This is a genomic window from Enterococcus sp. DIV1059_2 (assembly GCF_051713685.1).
GTDB classification, from domain to species: Bacteria; Bacillota; Bacilli; order Lactobacillales; family Enterococcaceae; genus Enterococcus_D; species Enterococcus_D casseliflavus.
In genome coordinates this window covers 2829270-2845874 of sequence record NZ_JBIOQK010000001.1, presented here as the reverse complement: position 1 = coordinate 2845874, position 16605 = coordinate 2829270, and the positions used below count along the sequence as shown (strand labels likewise).

Genomic DNA, 16605 nt, shown 5'->3' with positions numbered 1-16605 from the left:
TATGGCAGAACTAAAAGTTCATGACTATGAATTCAGAGAACCACTTGAATCACAACCTATGGAACACTCTGAACCGACAACTGAAAAACTGCCTACTGATCCCCAGCGTCCTGAGGTCATCCGCGTACCAGCATCTCCGGCTCGTCGGTTAAAAAGCATTTCTACTCTGGAAAAACTGATCGCTGCCTTTGTGATCATCTCTGTATTGACGTTGGCGATCTTGACCATCAATATTCGAACCAATATCAGTCAAGTCGAACACGATATTTCTTTGATCCAATCGGATATCAATGAAAAAACAACACAAGCAGAACAGTTGGAACAAGAGAAAAATGAACTTTCTAAAACCGAGCGCATCCAAAAGATTGCTGAGGATAATGGATTGTCGATCGATGACGGCAATTTAAGGAAAGTGGACTAAATGAAGTTAACAGATAAATTCAAGCAATACTTAAAAAAGAACAATCAAACTACAACGAACAATCGCAAAAAAGTAGGTATTATTCTCTTTGCTACGAGTATTGGATTGTTCTTTTTGTTTGTCACGCGTTTGAGCTACATCGTCATTGTCGGAGATGTCGCTGGGACTTCCTTAGCTGAAAAAACGAAAAATCTTTATGAAGGCAGTGAAGTCATCAAAGCGAAACGTGGAACGATCTATGACCGCAATGGGATTCCAATTGCTGAAGATGTGACTTCCTATTCAATTTACGCTGTTTTGAACCAAAATTACAAAGATGGCAAAAAGAATCTTTTTGCAGAAAAAGCAAACTTCAATAAATTGGGCAAAATCTTGTCGGATGTATTGTCCATCGACCAAGAAACAGCAGTCAATACATTAGAAGAAGGGCTTGAGCAACAATTATGGCGTGTTTCTTTTGGAAGCAAGGGGAACAATATTACATTAGAACAAAAGAATGCGATTGAAGATGCAATGGAAAAAGAAGGGATTGCTGGCTTTCATTTTGACAGTCATCCAGCTCGTCTTTATCCGAATGGTGTCTTTTCTTCTCACTTTATCGGGTATGCTGTTGCCAATGATGACGATACTGGTCTAGTTGGGAAAACGGGACTAGAAGCTGCGTACAATGACGTGCTTTCTGGGACCGATGGCGAGATCGTTTATCAAAAAGATAACAATCAAAATCCGTTGCCAGGAACCGTAGCCGAAACTGTTGCAGCGGTGGATGGAAAAGACGTCTATACGACCATCGATAGTCGAATCCAAAGCTACTTGGAAACGCTGATGGACAGTGTCTTTAAAGAAAACAAACCAGAAAACTTAACAGCGAACTTGATGGATGCAAAAACGGGTGAGATCGTGGCGATGGCGCAGCGGCCAACCTATAATCCAGAAAATTTGGATTCCATCAATGATTGGCAAAACCTATTAGTTGAGGACAACTACGAGCCAGGATCAACCATGAAGATCTTGACGACGGCAGCAGCGATCGATCAAGGGATCTTTAATGAAAACGAAACTTTTACCCCAAGCCCTGATGGAATGAAACTTTATGATGCAACCATCAACGACTGGGACTTCGGTCAAAAAGGAACACTGACGATGCGCCAAGCACTTTCATGGTCGAGTAATATTGGAATGGTGACCTTGGAACAGCGAATGGCAGATCGTTGGCAACAATACTTAAAAGAATTTGGTTTTGGTCGCAGTACCTATTCAGGATTGCCTAACGAAAATACTGGGATTACACCAGAGGATAACCCTGTCAGCCAAGCGATGACGTCATTTGGTCAAGCGATTGGTGTGACGAATTTCCAAATGATGCAGGCCTTTACGTCGGTGGCAAATAACGGAACGATGTTAAAACCACAATTTATTAGTAAAATCGTTGATGGCAATACAGGAGAAGAAACGGTCACACAACCAGAAGAAGTTGGCCATCCCATCACAGCAGAAGCGGCAACAAAAGTACGGGAATATATGCGTGATGTTGTCGAAAGTGAAAATTACGGAAGTGCTTATGGTGTCTATGAACTACCGGGCTACAATATTTCCGCGAAAACGGGGACAGCCCAAGTAGCCGATCCAACGACCGGTAAGTATTTGTCTGGTGGTACCAATTATCTGTATTCTGTTGTTTTGATGTTTCCTTCAGAAGAACCTGAATATATTTTGTATTTGACGATCAAATTGCCAGAGAAGCACGAAAGCACCGTGTTGGGTGAAATTGCCAATCCATTGATGAAACGAGTCATGGATCTGAAAAATTCTGCATTAGAAGATAGTACAACCTCAGGTAGTGAAACGACTGTAGGGGATTATCGTAATCTTGATACAGAATCAGCGGCAACTGACGTTCAAAAAGCTGGGTTGACCCCTGTTGTCATCGGTGATGGCGAGAAGGTCATCGCACAGTCCGTTGACAGTGGCACTTCGATCATGCCTGGCGGACGAGTACTGCTGATTACGGATAGCGACAAGTATTACATGCCTGATACGACCTCCTGGTCCAAAGCAGATTTGATCAAATTTGGCAGTCTGTTGAATGTGGACGTCAGTTTTGAAGGGGACGGCTATTGTACCAAACAGAGCGTGGAGCCTTATACTGAGTTATCGGGACAATCGATCAAGTTTACACTAAGCGAAAACGAATAGAATAATAGGAGAGAACGATATGGAATGGACAGAGATGATATTACCTTTGGCAAGTGGCTTTGCGATCGTAACAGCCGCAATGCCTTTGTTTATCGGCTATTTTCAAATGAAGAAATACGGACAGGAAATACGTGGTGACGGCCCTAAATGGCATAACGTAAAGGCTGGTACACCAACGATGGGTGGGTTTGTATTTTTGATTTCTGCAATGATCACTGCAATTTGGGTAGGGGCATGGCAAAATCAACTGACTGCTTCATTGTTCATTCTTTTGTTCATTACCTTGGTTTATGGTGCATTAGGATTTCTTGACGATTTCATCAAGATTTTCCGCAAAAGAAATATGGGCTTAAACTCGCTGCAAAAATTGATTGGACAAATTTTAGGTGGACTCGTCTTTTACTTTGTTTTTCGAGCGGAAGGCAATGCAGACGTGTTAAATTTCTTTGGGATCGATGTGCCACTGTCGATCTTTTACGGATTGTTCGTCATCTTTTGGCTGGTCGGTTTTTCAAATGCAGTCAACTTGACCGACGGTATCGATGGTCTGGTCGCAGGACTGGGCACGATTTCTTTTTCAACTTACGCACTGATTGCTTGGCGGCAAGATCAAATCGATGTATTGATCGTTTGTCTAGCAATCATTGGCGGATTGATCGGCTTCTTTCCGTACAATCGCAAACCGGCTAAAATTTTTATGGGGGATGTCGGCTCGCTGGCTTTAGGCGGTCTGCTGGCAGCAATTTCGATTCTTTTACACCAAGAATGGACCCTCTTGCTTGTCGGACTGGTCTATGTTTGTGAAACAGCAAGCGTGATGCTGCAAGTTGCCTCATTCAAATTAACGGGCAAACGAATCTTCAAGATGTCACCCATCCACCATCATTTTGAAATGAGCGGATGGTCTGAGTGGAAGATCGACACTGTTTTTTGGTGTATTGCGTTAGGTTGCTCGTTGCTCACAATAGCCCTTGTATGGTAGGAGATGAAGAAAATGAAAAAAATTAAAACATATCAAAATAAAAAAGTTCTTGTGCTAGGATTAGCGCGTAGTGGATTCAGTGCGGCCAAATTGTTACATGATTTGGGCGCACTTGTGACCGTTAATGACGGCAAGCCATTTGCTGAAAATCCCGAAGCACAAGATCTTTTGGCGTTAGGGGTCAAAGTGATCACTGGCAGCCACCCAATCGAATTATTGGATGAAGGCTTTTCGTTAGTTGTGAAAAATCCAGGAATCCCTTATTCACAGCCCCTTGTTCAAAAAGCTTTAGAGAAAAAAATTCCTGTAATCACGGAAGTGGAGCTAGCGTATCAAATCTCTGAGGCTCCGATTATCGGCATTACTGGTACGAACGGAAAAACCACCACAACGACCATGATCGCCAATGTCTTAAACGCAGGGATGCAAAAAGGGCAGGCACTGCTTTCTGGGAACATTGGGTTTCCTGCAAGTTCCGTTGCTCAAACGGCCAAAGCGGAAGACCGATTAGTCATGGAATTGTCTAGCTTCCAATTGATGGGGATCGATACTTTGCGACCAAAAATCGCCGTGATCACCAATATTTATGAAGCCCATATCGATTACCATGGCAGTCGTCCAGAGTATGTCCTAGCAAAGTGGCGGTTGCAACAGCGAATGACTGCAGATGATTATTTGGTGATCAACTGGAACCAGCCAGAACTAGAAGCACTGTCGGCAAAATCAAAAGCGCAAATCATTCCTTTTTCCACCAAGGAAAAAGTAGCAGGCGCGTACATGCTTGACGGTATCCTCTATTATAAAGAAGAAGTGATTATGGCAGCTGATGAACTTGGCGTGCCAGGAGATCATAATATTGAAAATGCATTAGCAGCGATTGCTGTCGGTAAACTTTGCGATATGCCAAACGAAGCCATTAAGCAAGCGTTACAAACCTTTACAGGCGTGCCCCATCGGACTCAGTATGTCACCACCATCAATCAGGTGAAATTTTTCAATGACTCCAAAGCAACAAACATTCTAGCCACAGAAATGGCATTAGGCGGCTTTGACAATGAGAAACTGATTTTATTGGCAGGTGGTCTGGATCGGGGGAACAGCTTTGATGACTTAGTTCCCGCACTAAAAGGGCTAAAAGCCATCGTGTTGTTTGGTGAAACAAAGGAAAAATTAGCCGCTGCTGCTCAAGCAGCAGGGGTAAAAACAATTGAAATGACAGACAATGTTGAAACAGCCGTCCCATTAGCCTTTTCTTTAAGTGCTGCTGGAGATACGATTTTATTGTCACCTGCGAATGCAAGTTGGGATCAATACCCTAATTTTGAAGTTCGCGGCGACAAATTTATGGCGGCCGTAGCAGAACTTAAATAGAAATGAGTGACGGATATGAAAATACTTGTGACTGGCGGCGGTACTGGCGGACATATTTATCCAGCGTTGTCTTTTGTCGATTATGTAAAAGAGATTGACCCGACAGCCGAATTTTTATACATTGGTGCAACAAGGGGCTTGGAAAATAAAATCGTCCCTCCAACAGGTATTCCTTTTAAAACATTAGAAATCCAAGGCTTTAAGCGTAAGTTGTCCTTCGATAATGTAAAAACGATCCAACTTTTCATGAAAAGTTATTACGCAGCCAAAAAAATCATCAAGGAGTTTCAACCGGATGTGGTGATCGGCACCGGCGGCTACGTTTCTGGCGCGGTGGTCTTTGCTGCAGCGAAGTTGAAAATACCTACAATTATTCATGAACAAAATAGTGTTCCCGGAATCACGAATAAATTTCTAACCAAATATGTGGATAAAATCGCCATTGCCTTTCACGATGCGTCCCAGTACTTTCCAGCGAAGAAAACAGTGCTGGTGGGGAATCCTCGAGGTCAAGAAGTACGCAACAGTCAAAAGTCAGCGATCTTGTCTTCCTATGATTTAAATCCGGCGAAAAAGACGGTCTTGGTTTTTGGTGGGAGTCAAGGAGCACTGAAAATCAATCAAGCGATCATTGATGCGCTGCCGCTGTTTGCTCAAAAAGAGTATCAGCTTCTCTATGCGTCAGGTGAACGGTATTACAAAGAGATCGAAGAAAAAATCGGCATGTCAAAAGATGCCTTTCCTAATATCAGTATTCGCCCTTACATTGATCAGATGGCAGAAGTGATGGCAAATAGTGATTTGTTGATTGGACGAGCAGGAGCCACATCGATCGCAGAATTCACTGCATTAGGGATTCCAGCGATTTTGATTCCTAGTCCTTATGTGACCAATGACCACCAAACGAAGAACGCCCAAAGTTTAGCCAATGCAGGAGCAGTCAAAATGATTGCCGATCATGAACTAAACAGTCAAAACCTCGTGGAAGCAGTAGACAGTATCATGCAAGATGAAGCCCTTCGTAGTAAGATGGCAAAAGCCTCAAAAGAACAAGGGATCAGCGATGCCTCAGAACGATTATTTCGACTTGTGCAAGAGGTAATCAAATAGTACAATGTGTGGGATAGAAAGGAGCGATTATCATTAGTAAAGACAAAACACCTCATGATGATCAAACCCCCTCGTCAACGGAAGAGTTGACCCCTTGGCAAAAAGAAAATCTAAAGTATTTGCAAGAAAAAGGCAATCAGCCAGCTTGGTCTTCTCCTGCTCCTGAAGAAACAGAAGATACGTCCAAAGACCATGAAGACGAGCAAGAAGAAGCATTTTTTGAAGCAGATGAAGCAATGGAAGAGTCCGTTGATGAGAAGGAAGCATTGCCAGAGCCAGAAAATAAGGCCCGCTCCTTTGCTGATCGGCTGCCTAACCTAAAGGCGTACCGCAACCAAGTGTTGATTCGCCGTTTAGCCTTGATTATTGGATTGTTGATGATTCCTTTATTGATTGTTTTGTATTTCGTTTCGCCCCTTAGTCGTTTGGCGAATGTGGTCGTCAAAGGCAATCATGAAGTATCCGCAGAAGCAATTCTCGAAAATTCGGATCTAACCGTCAATGAAGAGATGTGGCCGCAATTTTTCGAACGTAATCAAAGCGTGTCTGCCATCAAAAAAGAATTGCCACGTATAAAAAATGCCTCAATTTCTCTATCTGGTATCAATCGCTTCGATATCACTGTCACTGAATTTCAAGAAGTTGCTTTACTAGCCCAAGATGGTGGCTATGCGCCGGTTTTAGAAAATGGCGTTGTGTTAGATGAAATCAGTGAGCAGCCAGTGGAAGGATTGCCGGTTTTAGAAAATTTTTCGGCTGAAGATAAAATCAAAGCAACACTTAGTGCCTATCAAGAATTAAGTTCAGAAATTCGCGATGGCGTTTCTCAAATCAAATATACCCCCCGTGACAGCAATGATGAGCTGCTGACTCTCTTTATGAATGATGGCAATCAAGTGATCGTCAACATTTCGAATATGGTGAGTCAAATGCAGTATTATCCGCAAATTGCCAAAGATTTGACCGAGGACAGTATTGTGGATATGGAAGTTGGAATCTTTACTTACCCAATTTCAAATACACAAGAAGACGATGCAGACGAAAATCAAACAGCTGATAGTGATTCTTAGGAAAAATTCAAGAGTTTTTTTCATTAACTTGTTTCTAAAAAGCGCCATTATATGGTAGAATTGGTAACAGTGAACAAATTATTCGAATGAACTCTAAAAACGGACTGTGATGGTTCGCTATATATCCAATTTAAGTAGGAGGGAACCCCATCCATGGCAAAAACGGGAATGTATGTTGGCCTTGATATCGGTACGACATCTGTAAAAGTTGTAGTAGCCGAATACGTTGACAGCCAAATGAATATCATTGGTGTAGGTAATGCAAAATCAGAAGGAATCAACCGTGGGATCATTGTAGATATCGATAAAACGGTACAAGCCATTCAAAGAGCAGTAAGACAAGCAGAAGAAAAAGCAGGAATTCAAATTCGCAGTGTAAGTGTTGGTGTACCAGCCAATCTTCTTGAAGTGGAAAATTGTCAAGGAATGATCGCTGTCAATAGTGAATCAAAAGAGATCACCGACGAAGACGTGCGTAATGTTGCCTCCGCAGCACTCGTTCGTTCTACCCCTCCTGAAAGACAGATCATTGCTATTTTACCGCAGGAATTTACCGTTGATGGTTTTGAAGGAATCAAAGATCCTCGTGGCATGATCGGGGTTCGCCTAGAAATGTTTGGTGTTGTGTATACAGGACCAAAAACCATCATTCACAACATTCGCAAATGTGTTGAAAAATCTGGTTTGATTGTTAATGAAGTAGTCATTACGCCATTAGCACTAACAGAATCGATTTTATCAGACGGTGAAAAAGATTTTGGTACGATCGTCATCGACATTGGTGGCGGCCAAACAACCACAGCAGCGATGCACGACAAGCAATTGAAATTCACTCATGTGAACCAAGAGGGCGGCGAATTTGTCACAAAAGACATTTCGACGGTTTTAAATACCTCTTTCAACAATGCAGAAGCATTGAAGATCAATTATGGGGATGCGTATCCTGAACGCACTTCAGCCAGTGAAGAATTTCCGGTTGATGTGATCGGAAAATCAGAACCAGTGAAAATCGATGAACGCTATTTATCAGAAATCATTGAAGCCCGTATGGAACAAATCTTCACCAAATCAAAAGAAGTCCTAGACGAAATCGATGGGCTTGATTTACCGGGTGGCGTGATCTTGACTGGTGGCGCTGCAAGTCTTCCTGGTGTCGTAGATCTTGCTCAAGAAGTATTCGAAACAAACGTCAAGCTTTATGTTCCTAATCATATGGGACTTAGAAATCCTGTTTTCACGAATGTGATCAGTATCGTTGACTATTCGGCAAACTTAAGCGAAGTGTACCAGCTTGCCAAAAGTGCGATCACTGGTGAAAAAACAGTGGCGCAACAGCCCGTTGCTATTCAACAACAAGAAGTGCATTACGAACAATATGAAGCGCCAGAAGAAACTTATGAAGAAGCAGAAGAAGAGAAAAAAGGTGAGTCGATCACAAACCGAGTAAAAGATTTCTTCTCAAATATCTTTGAATAATCTAAAACGATTCTCAGGAGGAAGATAAATTATGGAATTTTCAATTGATAATAACATCAATGACGGCGCTGTGATCAAAGTCATCGGAGTCGGTGGCGGTGGCGGCAACGCAGTTAATCGTATGATCGAAGAAAATGTCAAGGGCGTAGAATTTATTGCAGCCAACACTGACGTTCAAGCGTTAAAAAACTCAAAAGCAGAAACAGTCATTCAATTAGGCCCTAAATATACCCGCGGACTTGGTGCTGGCTCTCAACCAGAAGTTGGTCAAAAAGCAGCGGAAGAAAGTGAAGATTCTATTCGCGAATCATTAGAAGGCGCAGACATGATTTTCATTACCGCTGGTATGGGTGGCGGAACCGGAACAGGTGCTGCACCGATCGTAGCGAAAATCGCTAAAGAAATCGGCGCGTTGACAGTCGGTGTCGTTACTCGTCCGTTTACATTTGAAGGACCAAAACGTGGCCGTTTTGCGGCTGAAGGCATCGCTAAATTAAAAGAGAATGTCGATACCTTATTGATCATCTCAAACAACCGTTTATTAGAAGTTGTTGACAAGAAAACGCCAATGCTTGAAGCATTCCGTGAAGCAGACAATGTCTTGCGTCAAGGGGTTCAAGGGATCTCAGACTTGATCACTGCACCTGGCTATGTCAACTTAGACTTCGCTGATGTGAAAACAGTAATGGAAAATCAAGGCACAGCCTTGATGGGAATCGGTGTTGCTAGCGGGGAAGAACGTGTAATCGAAGCAACGAAAAAAGCGATCTCTTCACCATTACTAGAAACGTCAATCGATGGCGCAGAACAAGTGCTATTGAACATCACTGGCGGATTGGATATGACTTTATTTGAAGCACAAGATGCTTCTGATATCGTCGCTCATGCGGCAACAGGCGACGTAAACATTATCTTAGGTACATCAATCAATGAAGACTTAGGCGATGAGATCCGTGTGACTGTCATTGCAACCGGCATTGACCCTTCAAAAAAAGAACGGGGTTCTCGCTCTAGCAGACAAAGCCAAGGTCAAATTCATTCTATCCCTCAAAAACCAACATTAGATATGGATCAAGCACGCCCAGCGCAAGCAGAAGAAAGCAATGGCTTTGGTGATTGGGATATCCGCAAAGAACAAAATGTACGACCTAAAGTAGAAGAAAACACATTTGAAAATGTAGAAAAGAAAGAATTCGATACCTTCAGCCGTGATGAAGTACGTTCGAATGATGACGACGAATTAAGCACACCACCATTTTTCCGTCGTAAACGCTAGGGGGCAGAGCACATGATTTCTGAGAACTTGCACAAGATTCAGCAAGAGATACAGGATTCCTGTGCTCTTGTTTCTAGAAATGCCAATGATGTCTGTTTGACAGCTGTGACAAAATCCGTCGATACAGAAACAACAAGAGTCCTTTTAGAAAATGGTGTGCGGGATTGTGCAGAAAATCGAGTAGAAAAACTACTTGAAAAGAAGGCAGCACTAAAGGATTATCCAGATGTCCGTTGGCATTTTATTGGCAATTTGCAACGCAGAAAGGTAAAATCAATTATAAATGAGATTGATTTTTTCCATGCGTTAGATTCAATCAAACTGGCACAAGAAATTCAAAAACGAGCAGAGCATCCGATCAACTGCTTTGTGGAAGTGAATGTTTCGCAGGAAGCAACGAAACAAGGGATTTTTGTTGAAGAGGTAATGGCTTTTATTGAAGCACTTGCTTCGTTCGACAAAATTCGTGTTGTTGGATTGATGACGATGGCCCCGCTCACTGCTTCCAAAGACGAGCAGCATCAGATTTTTAAAGAATTAAAAAGGATTCAACAACAGATCGCTGACCTGCATCTTACACATGCCCCTTGCTTAGAAACGAGTATGGGAATGAGTAATGATTTTCCCATTGCGATTCAAGAAGGTGCAACATTTATTCGTGTAGGAACAGCATTATTTCAATAAAAAAGGAGGTTGACCGATGTCGCTCAAAGAGAAACTGACCAATTTTTTTGGATTGACTGACGAAGAAGATTACTACGAAGAAACATTTGCCACGGAAGAACCGGCACGCACAGCGTCTAAACAAGCTGTGAACCAAGGAGGAGCTTTTACAGCCCCCAGAGCAACCACGAATACGTATGCATCTGGCCAAGCGGCAACACGTACAACAAGTCAACCACAAAATCAAGCCTATCAATACAGACAGCAACCACAAGCAGCTGTCTATCAACAAGCCTCAGCTGCGGCTGAACGGGTAAGACCGGTGACGAAGACGGAAGAAAAAGTCGTTCCGATGGCACAACAAAGAAGCAATACGAGAGTCAAAGAAACAAAAGCAAAAGAAACACCCGCACAAGCAGCTGGTAAAATAACGATCGTAGAGCCACGCGTCTATTCTGAAGCGATGGGGATTGCCAAGCAGGTCATCAATGGGGATGCTGTACTTGTTAATTTTCATTTAATTGAAGAGTACCAAGCTCGTCGAATAGTTGATTTTTTAACAGGAACAGTGTACGCTGAAGATGGTGATATCAAGCGTGTTGGCGATGAAATTTTTCTTTGCACGCCTAAGGGTATGGAAATTGAAGGCACTGCCCAAACATTAGCAGATACCAATTTTTTTGATATCTAAAGTGAGGAGGAACGCCAATTTTATTTTTGAGATTCGTTAAATTACTAAGTGATGCTGTTTATCTGTATACCATTTTATTAGTGATCTATGCACTTTTGTCTTGGTTTCCAGGAGGGTATCAATCCGCTTTTGGCCGTTTCTTAGCAAAAGTGTGTGAACCGTATTTGAGTTTATTTGATCGATTGAAATTAAGTTTTGCTGGTATTGATTTTACGATTGCGTTTGCAATTATCGTCTTACAGCTAGCATCACAAGCATTGATATTGATCTTACAATCAATTTTATTTTAACGTAAGGGGTGGTTATCGGTGAACGCAAATGTCTATCAACATTTTCGAAACGATGAACGCCCTTTTATTGATTCCGCTCAAGGATGGATCGAACAAGTGCAAATGCAGTATGCGCCTTACTTAACTGATTTTTTAGATCCGAGACAAGCGTATATTTTAGAAAGCTTGATTCGTCAATCAACGGATTTAAGCTTCCGCTTTTTTGGTGGTTACGAAGCTGCTGAAAGACGACGTTGTTTGATTTATCCCGATTATTATGAGCCCACCACCGATGAGTTTGACATGACTTTGTTTACGATTCAATACCCGAAAAAATTTACGGTGTTGAGTCATGGAAAAGTTTTAGGCACGTTAATGGGGACTGGAGTCAAGAGGGAATACTTTGGAGACATTCTTTCCGATGGTGAAATATGGCAAGTATTCGTTGCTACTGAAGTCAGTCATTTTATCCAACTCCAAGTGGATAAAATCGGAAACGTATCGGTGCGCTTGGAAGAAACAAAATACACCGAGTTGATCGTTCCTAAAGATGGCTGGACCGAGGAAAGAGAAACGGTTAGTTCATTGCGTCTTGATACAGTGATCTCTGCCGTATACAACATCTCACGTCAGCGTTCGAAACAGTTGATCGAATCAGGAAAAGTAAAAGTAAACTGGACAGAAGCACTACGGCCAGATTTTGTTCTGGATTTACTGGATATCGTTTCAGTAAGAGGATTTGGTCGGATTCAAATACAGGGGTTAGAAGGAACCACGAAAAAAGAAAAAGTTAGATTGTTATTAGGTGTATTACGTAAATAAATCAAAGAGGTGTATAGAATATGGCATTAACTCCATTAGACATTCAAAATAAAAACTTTTCAGTAAAAATGAGAGGATACAACCAAGACGAAGTCGATGACTTTTTGGATATGATCGTCCGCGATTATGAAGAAGCGGTTCAACGCAATCGCGAGTTAGAGAAATCATTGAAACACGCCGAAGAAAAACTAGAGTATTTCAATGAACTGAAAGACGCTTTGAACCAATCCATCATCGTGGCTCAAGATACCGCGGATAAAGTAAAAACAAGCGCAAGCAAAGAATCAGAAGTGATCGTTACGTCTGCCCAAAACCGTGCGGATGAAATGGTTGCTACTGCAGAAAAACATGCCCATGCCTTGATGACCTCAGCGGAAGAAAAAGCCAAAGAGATTTTAACGGATGCAACAGACAATGCCCGTCAATTGGCAACAGAAACAAATGACTTGAAGAAGAAAACCAGAGTCTTCCACAACAACTTATTGGTTATGTTACAAACCCAATTAGAACAAGTGAAGAGCCCCGAGTGGGAAGAGATTTTGGCGCCATTTTCAAGCTACGTGCAAGATTCCCATCAAGTAATCAGAGAAGTTTTATCAAAAGAACTTGACAGTGAAAATGGTTCTGGAGTAAACTCAGAAGCAGTGGACACATTTGATGTGGACGTTGTTGAATCAGATGAAAAAATCGTTGATGTAAGCGAAAGCCCTGAAGTGAAAACATTAGATGATGCGAGAAACTTATTAGACGAATTGAACAAAACAGATAACAACTAAGACACAGAACAGAAAAATTTCTTATATTTTTCAAGCGAGTTTGGGAGAGTGGAAGCCAAATAAAACCCTGTAAGAAATCAGATCATCTGTGAGTTGCGTTCTTTAAAGAGCCGATTATCCAAAGACTCAAGTAGAGAACGACGCCTGATCCCGTTACCGATCATCAAAGAATTGTCTAACGACAATTAAAATTTGGGTGGTACCACGAACACGTTCGTCCCTTGCCAGGGACGGACGTGTTTTTTGCTGTTCATCATCTGCTCTGGTCCGCAATGCGGAACAGAGCAGATGATGAACAGTACTAGGCGACCATAAGGAGCGTAGTAACCAAACGAGGAATTACTAGGATTGATTTTTAGAATCAGTGAGACCTAAACACAAGGAAGTCATGGCAACCAATCCATTTTGATACGTTCAATAGAAGCAATTGATTGGTCGAGTCAATGGATTTAGAAATTATACGGAAACGTAGTGAGACGAAAAGGAGCGAAACAAGAATGAAAATGAAAGAAACACTGCATCTTGGAAAAACCGCTTTTCCAATGCGAGGCAACTTGCCGAACCGCGAAGTGGATTGGCAAAAAGAATGGGAAGAAAATCGATTGTATCAACGCCGTCAAGAATTAAATGAAGGCAAGCCAACCTTTGTCTTACACGATGGTCCTCCTTATGCAAATGGGAACATCCATATCGGACACTCATTGAACAAAATCAGTAAAGACATTATCGTACGTTCCAAATCAATGTCAGGTTTCCGTTCCCCTTATGTACCTGGTTGGGATACCCATGGTTTGCCGATCGAGCAAGTGTTGACAAATAAAGGAATCAAGCGCAAAGAAATGAGCTTGGCAGAATACCGCAAAAAATGTGAAGAATATGCTTTGACACAAGTGGATACACAAAGAGCTGACTTCAAACGTTTAGGGGTTTCTGGTGACTGGGAGCACCCATACATCACACTGACGCCCGATTATGAAGCTGCAGAAATTCGCGTTTTCGGAAAAATGGCAGAAAAAGGCTATATCTACAAAGGATTAAAACCAATCTACTGGTCACCATCTAGTGAATCATCACTAGCAGAAGCCGAGATCGAATACAAAGATGTGAAATCACCATCGATCTATGTTGCTTTCCCAGTCGCAGATGGCAAAGATTTGCTTGATTCAGATACATCTTTTGTTATCTGGACGACGACGCCATGGACCTTGCCAGCGAATCTAGGAATCTCTGTGAATCCAACCTTTGCCTATGTTCAAATCTTGGCTGATGGTCGTAAATTTGTCGTGGCAAAAGATTTATTAGAAACCGTGACGAATGAGATTGGTTGGGAATCTGTCGAAGTATTGCAAGAATTTGCAGGCGATCAATTAGAAAAAATGACGGCGCAACATCCTTTCTATGACCGTACGTCTCTGTTGATGTTAGGGGATCATGTGACATTGGATGCCGGTACTGGTTTGGTCCACACTGCACCAGGACACGGGGAAGATGACTACATCGTCAGCAAAAAATATGGGCTAGATGTCTTATCGCCAGTCGATAGCCGTGGGGTCTTCACAGAAGAAGCACCAGGATTTGAAGGGGTCTTTTATGACAAAGCCAATCCAATGATCACTGAGCTTTTAGAAGAAAAAGGGGCGCTATTAAAACTAAACTTCTTTACTCACAGCTATCCACATGATTGGCGGACGAAAAAACCAGTCATCTATCGGGCAACGCCACAATGGTTTGCTTCAATTGATAAGTTCCGTCAAAACATTTTGGATGAGATCGAAAAAGTAGATTGGATCATTCCATGGGGCAAAACCCGTTTATACAATATGATTCGCGATCGCGGCGACTGGGTGATCTCTCGTCAACGTGCGTGGGGTGTACCATTGCCAATCTTTTACGCAGAAAACGGCGAAGCCATCATCACGCCTGAAACGATCGAGCATGTGGCAAACTTGTTTGCTGAACATGGTTCAACGATTTGGTTTGAAAAAGAAGCCGAAGAATTGCTGCCGGCTGGCTTTACGCATCCAGGCTCACCAAACGGTAAATTCTCGAAAGAAACTGACATCATGGATGTTTGGTTTGATTCAGGTTCTTCTCACGAAGCCGTGTTACGTCAACGTCCAGAATTGACGTTCCCAGCTGACATGTATTTGGAAGGTTCTGATCAATATCGCGGGTGGTTCAACTCAAGTATCACAACTAGTGTTGCGATCAATGAAGTCGCACCATACAAAGCCGTCTTGTCTCAAGGCTTCACCTTAGATGGCGAAGGCCGTAAGATGAGTAAATCTCTTGGAAATACCATTGCACCAGAAAAAGTGATCAACCAAATGGGTGCGGATATTTTGCGCCTTTGGGTCAGCAGTGTTGACTACGAAGCGGATGTTCGCGTGTCTATGGATATCTTGAATCAAGTATCAGAAGTCTATCGGAAAATTCGCAATACCATGCGTTTCTTATTGGCTAACACGAATGATTTTGATCCAGCAAAAGACAGCGTACCATTTGAAAACTTGCGTTCTGTTGATAAATACATGATGGTTCGTTTAAATCAAACGATCAAAACGATCCGAGAAGATGGTTATGAAAAATACAACTTCTTGCATATTTACCGAACAGTCATCAACTTCTTGACAGTCGATATGTCATCCTTCTATTTGGATTTTGCGAAAGATGTCGTTTATATCGAAGCTGAAAATGATTTCCAACGTCGCGCCATGCAAACCGTCTTTTATCAAACAGCGGTTGCGTTGACGAAATTACTAACGCCGATCATTCCGCATACGGCAGAAGAAATCTGGTCACATTTGAAAGAAGAAGAGGAATATGTCCAATTAGCGGAGTTCCCTGGCTATGATACATTTGCTAACCAAGAAGAGCTGCTTGATTTATGGCGTGCTTTCCTTGATTTCCGTGACAATGTCTTAAAAGCATTGGAAGAAGCGCGTAATGCAAAGCTGATCGGGAAATCGTTTGAAGCAAAAGTGACTGTCTATCCAACCGAACCGGTTGCGGCATTACTAAAAGCCATTGATTCAGATATCGCTCAGTTGCTGATCATTTCACCGGACTTCTTAACGATCAAAGAAGCAGGTGAAGCAGCACCAGAAGCGGCCTATCAATTCGAAGACGTGGCGATCTTAGTGGAAAAAGCCGAAGGTGAAGTCTGCGAACGTTGTCGTCAAGTCCGTGTGGATGTCGGTGTAGAAGAGCAGCTACCAACACTTTGCGGCCATTGCGCAGCCATTGTCAAAGAAAACTATCCTGAAGCGGTTGCAGAAGGCTTTGAAAAATAAAAAAACGGAAAAAGATGATCCTATTGTGGGTCATCTTTTTTTTGAAATCAATTAAGCTTGTTCCTTGAAAATGGGACATAAGCAGCTGTTTGTGACATCCAAATGAGAAAATCCGCGTTAATTGATAACGATTCTCATTCGTTTGCAATAATTTTACGATAGTTTATTGTATAATAAAAAAACCTTATT

General features: G+C 42.2%; 14 protein-coding genes and 1 other annotated feature. All 14 genes read left to right on the top strand.

The window, feature by feature from the left end; genetic code table 11:
• Position 1: 1 nt before the first annotated feature.
• The 14 genes from ftsL (at position 2) to ileS (ending at position 16416) form a co-directional block, all read left to right on the top strand.
• Positions 2-421 carry a cell division protein FtsL gene (gene ftsL / locus IGI72_RS13495; protein ID WP_005228796.1) on the top strand — a complete coding sequence of 140 codons (420 nt, stop codon included), beginning with the start codon at positions 2-4 and terminating at the stop codon, positions 419-421.
• A complete protein-coding gene (locus IGI72_RS13490; RefSeq protein WP_087627818.1) occupies positions 422-2617 on the top strand; it encodes a penicillin-binding transpeptidase domain-containing protein in 2196 nt (731 codons plus the stop codon).
• A gap of 19 nt (positions 2618-2636) precedes the next feature.
• The gene (gene mraY, locus IGI72_RS13485; RefSeq protein WP_428206572.1) at positions 2637-3599 is read left to right on the top strand and encodes a phospho-N-acetylmuramoyl-pentapeptide-transferase; all 963 of its coding nucleotides are present in this window, start codon (positions 2637-2639) and stop codon (positions 3597-3599) included.
• Positions 3600-3611: 12 nt separating this feature from the next.
• Positions 3612-4970, top strand: coding sequence for a UDP-N-acetylmuramoyl-L-alanine--D-glutamate ligase (gene murD, locus IGI72_RS13480; RefSeq protein WP_128431585.1), 1359 nt, complete (start codon positions 3612-3614; stop codon positions 4968-4970).
• A 15-nt stretch (positions 4971-4985) separates the two neighbouring features.
• Positions 4986-6080, top strand: coding sequence for an undecaprenyldiphospho-muramoylpentapeptide beta-N-acetylglucosaminyltransferase (gene murG / locus IGI72_RS13475; protein ID WP_010749767.1), 1095 nt, complete (start codon positions 4986-4988; stop codon positions 6078-6080).
• A gap of 86 nt (positions 6081-6166) precedes the next feature.
• Positions 6167-7150 carry a cell division protein FtsQ/DivIB gene (locus IGI72_RS13470; RefSeq protein ID WP_128487821.1) on the top strand — a complete coding sequence of 328 codons (984 nt, stop codon included), beginning with the start codon at positions 6167-6169 and terminating at the stop codon, positions 7148-7150.
• 153 nt (positions 7151-7303) lie between these two features.
• Positions 7304-8626: a cell division protein FtsA gene (gene ftsA, locus IGI72_RS13465; RefSeq protein ID WP_005228814.1), complete on the top strand. Its 1323-nt coding sequence runs from the start codon at positions 7304-7306 to the stop codon at positions 8624-8626.
• A gap of 31 nt (positions 8627-8657) precedes the next feature.
• Positions 8658-9902 carry a cell division protein FtsZ gene (gene ftsZ, locus IGI72_RS13460; RefSeq protein WP_005228816.1) on the top strand — a complete coding sequence of 415 codons (1245 nt, stop codon included), beginning with the start codon at positions 8658-8660 and terminating at the stop codon, positions 9900-9902.
• A gap of 12 nt (positions 9903-9914) precedes the next feature.
• Entirely contained in the window at positions 9915-10586 is a 672-nt protein-coding gene (locus IGI72_RS13455; RefSeq protein ID WP_074536072.1) for a YggS family pyridoxal phosphate-dependent enzyme, read from the top strand.
• A 16-nt stretch (positions 10587-10602) separates the two neighbouring features.
• Positions 10603-11256 (top strand): cell division protein SepF, encoded by a 654-nt coding sequence (locus tag IGI72_RS13450; RefSeq protein ID WP_010749764.1) that lies wholly within the window; start codon positions 10603-10605, stop codon positions 11254-11256.
• A 26-nt stretch (positions 11257-11282) separates the two neighbouring features.
• A complete protein-coding gene (locus IGI72_RS13445; protein ID WP_005228822.1) occupies positions 11283-11546 on the top strand; it encodes a YggT family protein in 264 nt (87 codons plus the stop codon).
• 18 nt (positions 11547-11564) lie between these two features.
• Positions 11565-12347 (top strand): RNA-binding protein, encoded by a 783-nt coding sequence (locus tag IGI72_RS13440; RefSeq protein WP_005228823.1) that lies wholly within the window; start codon positions 11565-11567, stop codon positions 12345-12347.
• A 20-nt stretch (positions 12348-12367) separates the two neighbouring features.
• Positions 12368-13123, top strand: a complete 756-nt coding sequence (locus IGI72_RS13435; protein ID WP_005228824.1) for a DivIVA domain-containing protein — start codon at positions 12368-12370, stop codon at positions 13121-13123.
• Positions 13119-13348 (top strand) — a binding site (T-box leader). (Overlaps the previous gene by 5 nt.)
• Before the next feature lie 272 nt (positions 13349-13620).
• On the top strand, positions 13621-16416 hold the full coding sequence (gene ileS / locus IGI72_RS13430) for an isoleucine--tRNA ligase (protein WP_201690126.1): 2796 nt from the start codon (positions 13621-13623) through the stop codon (positions 16414-16416).
• The last annotated feature ends 189 nt before the right edge of the window (positions 16417-16605 follow it).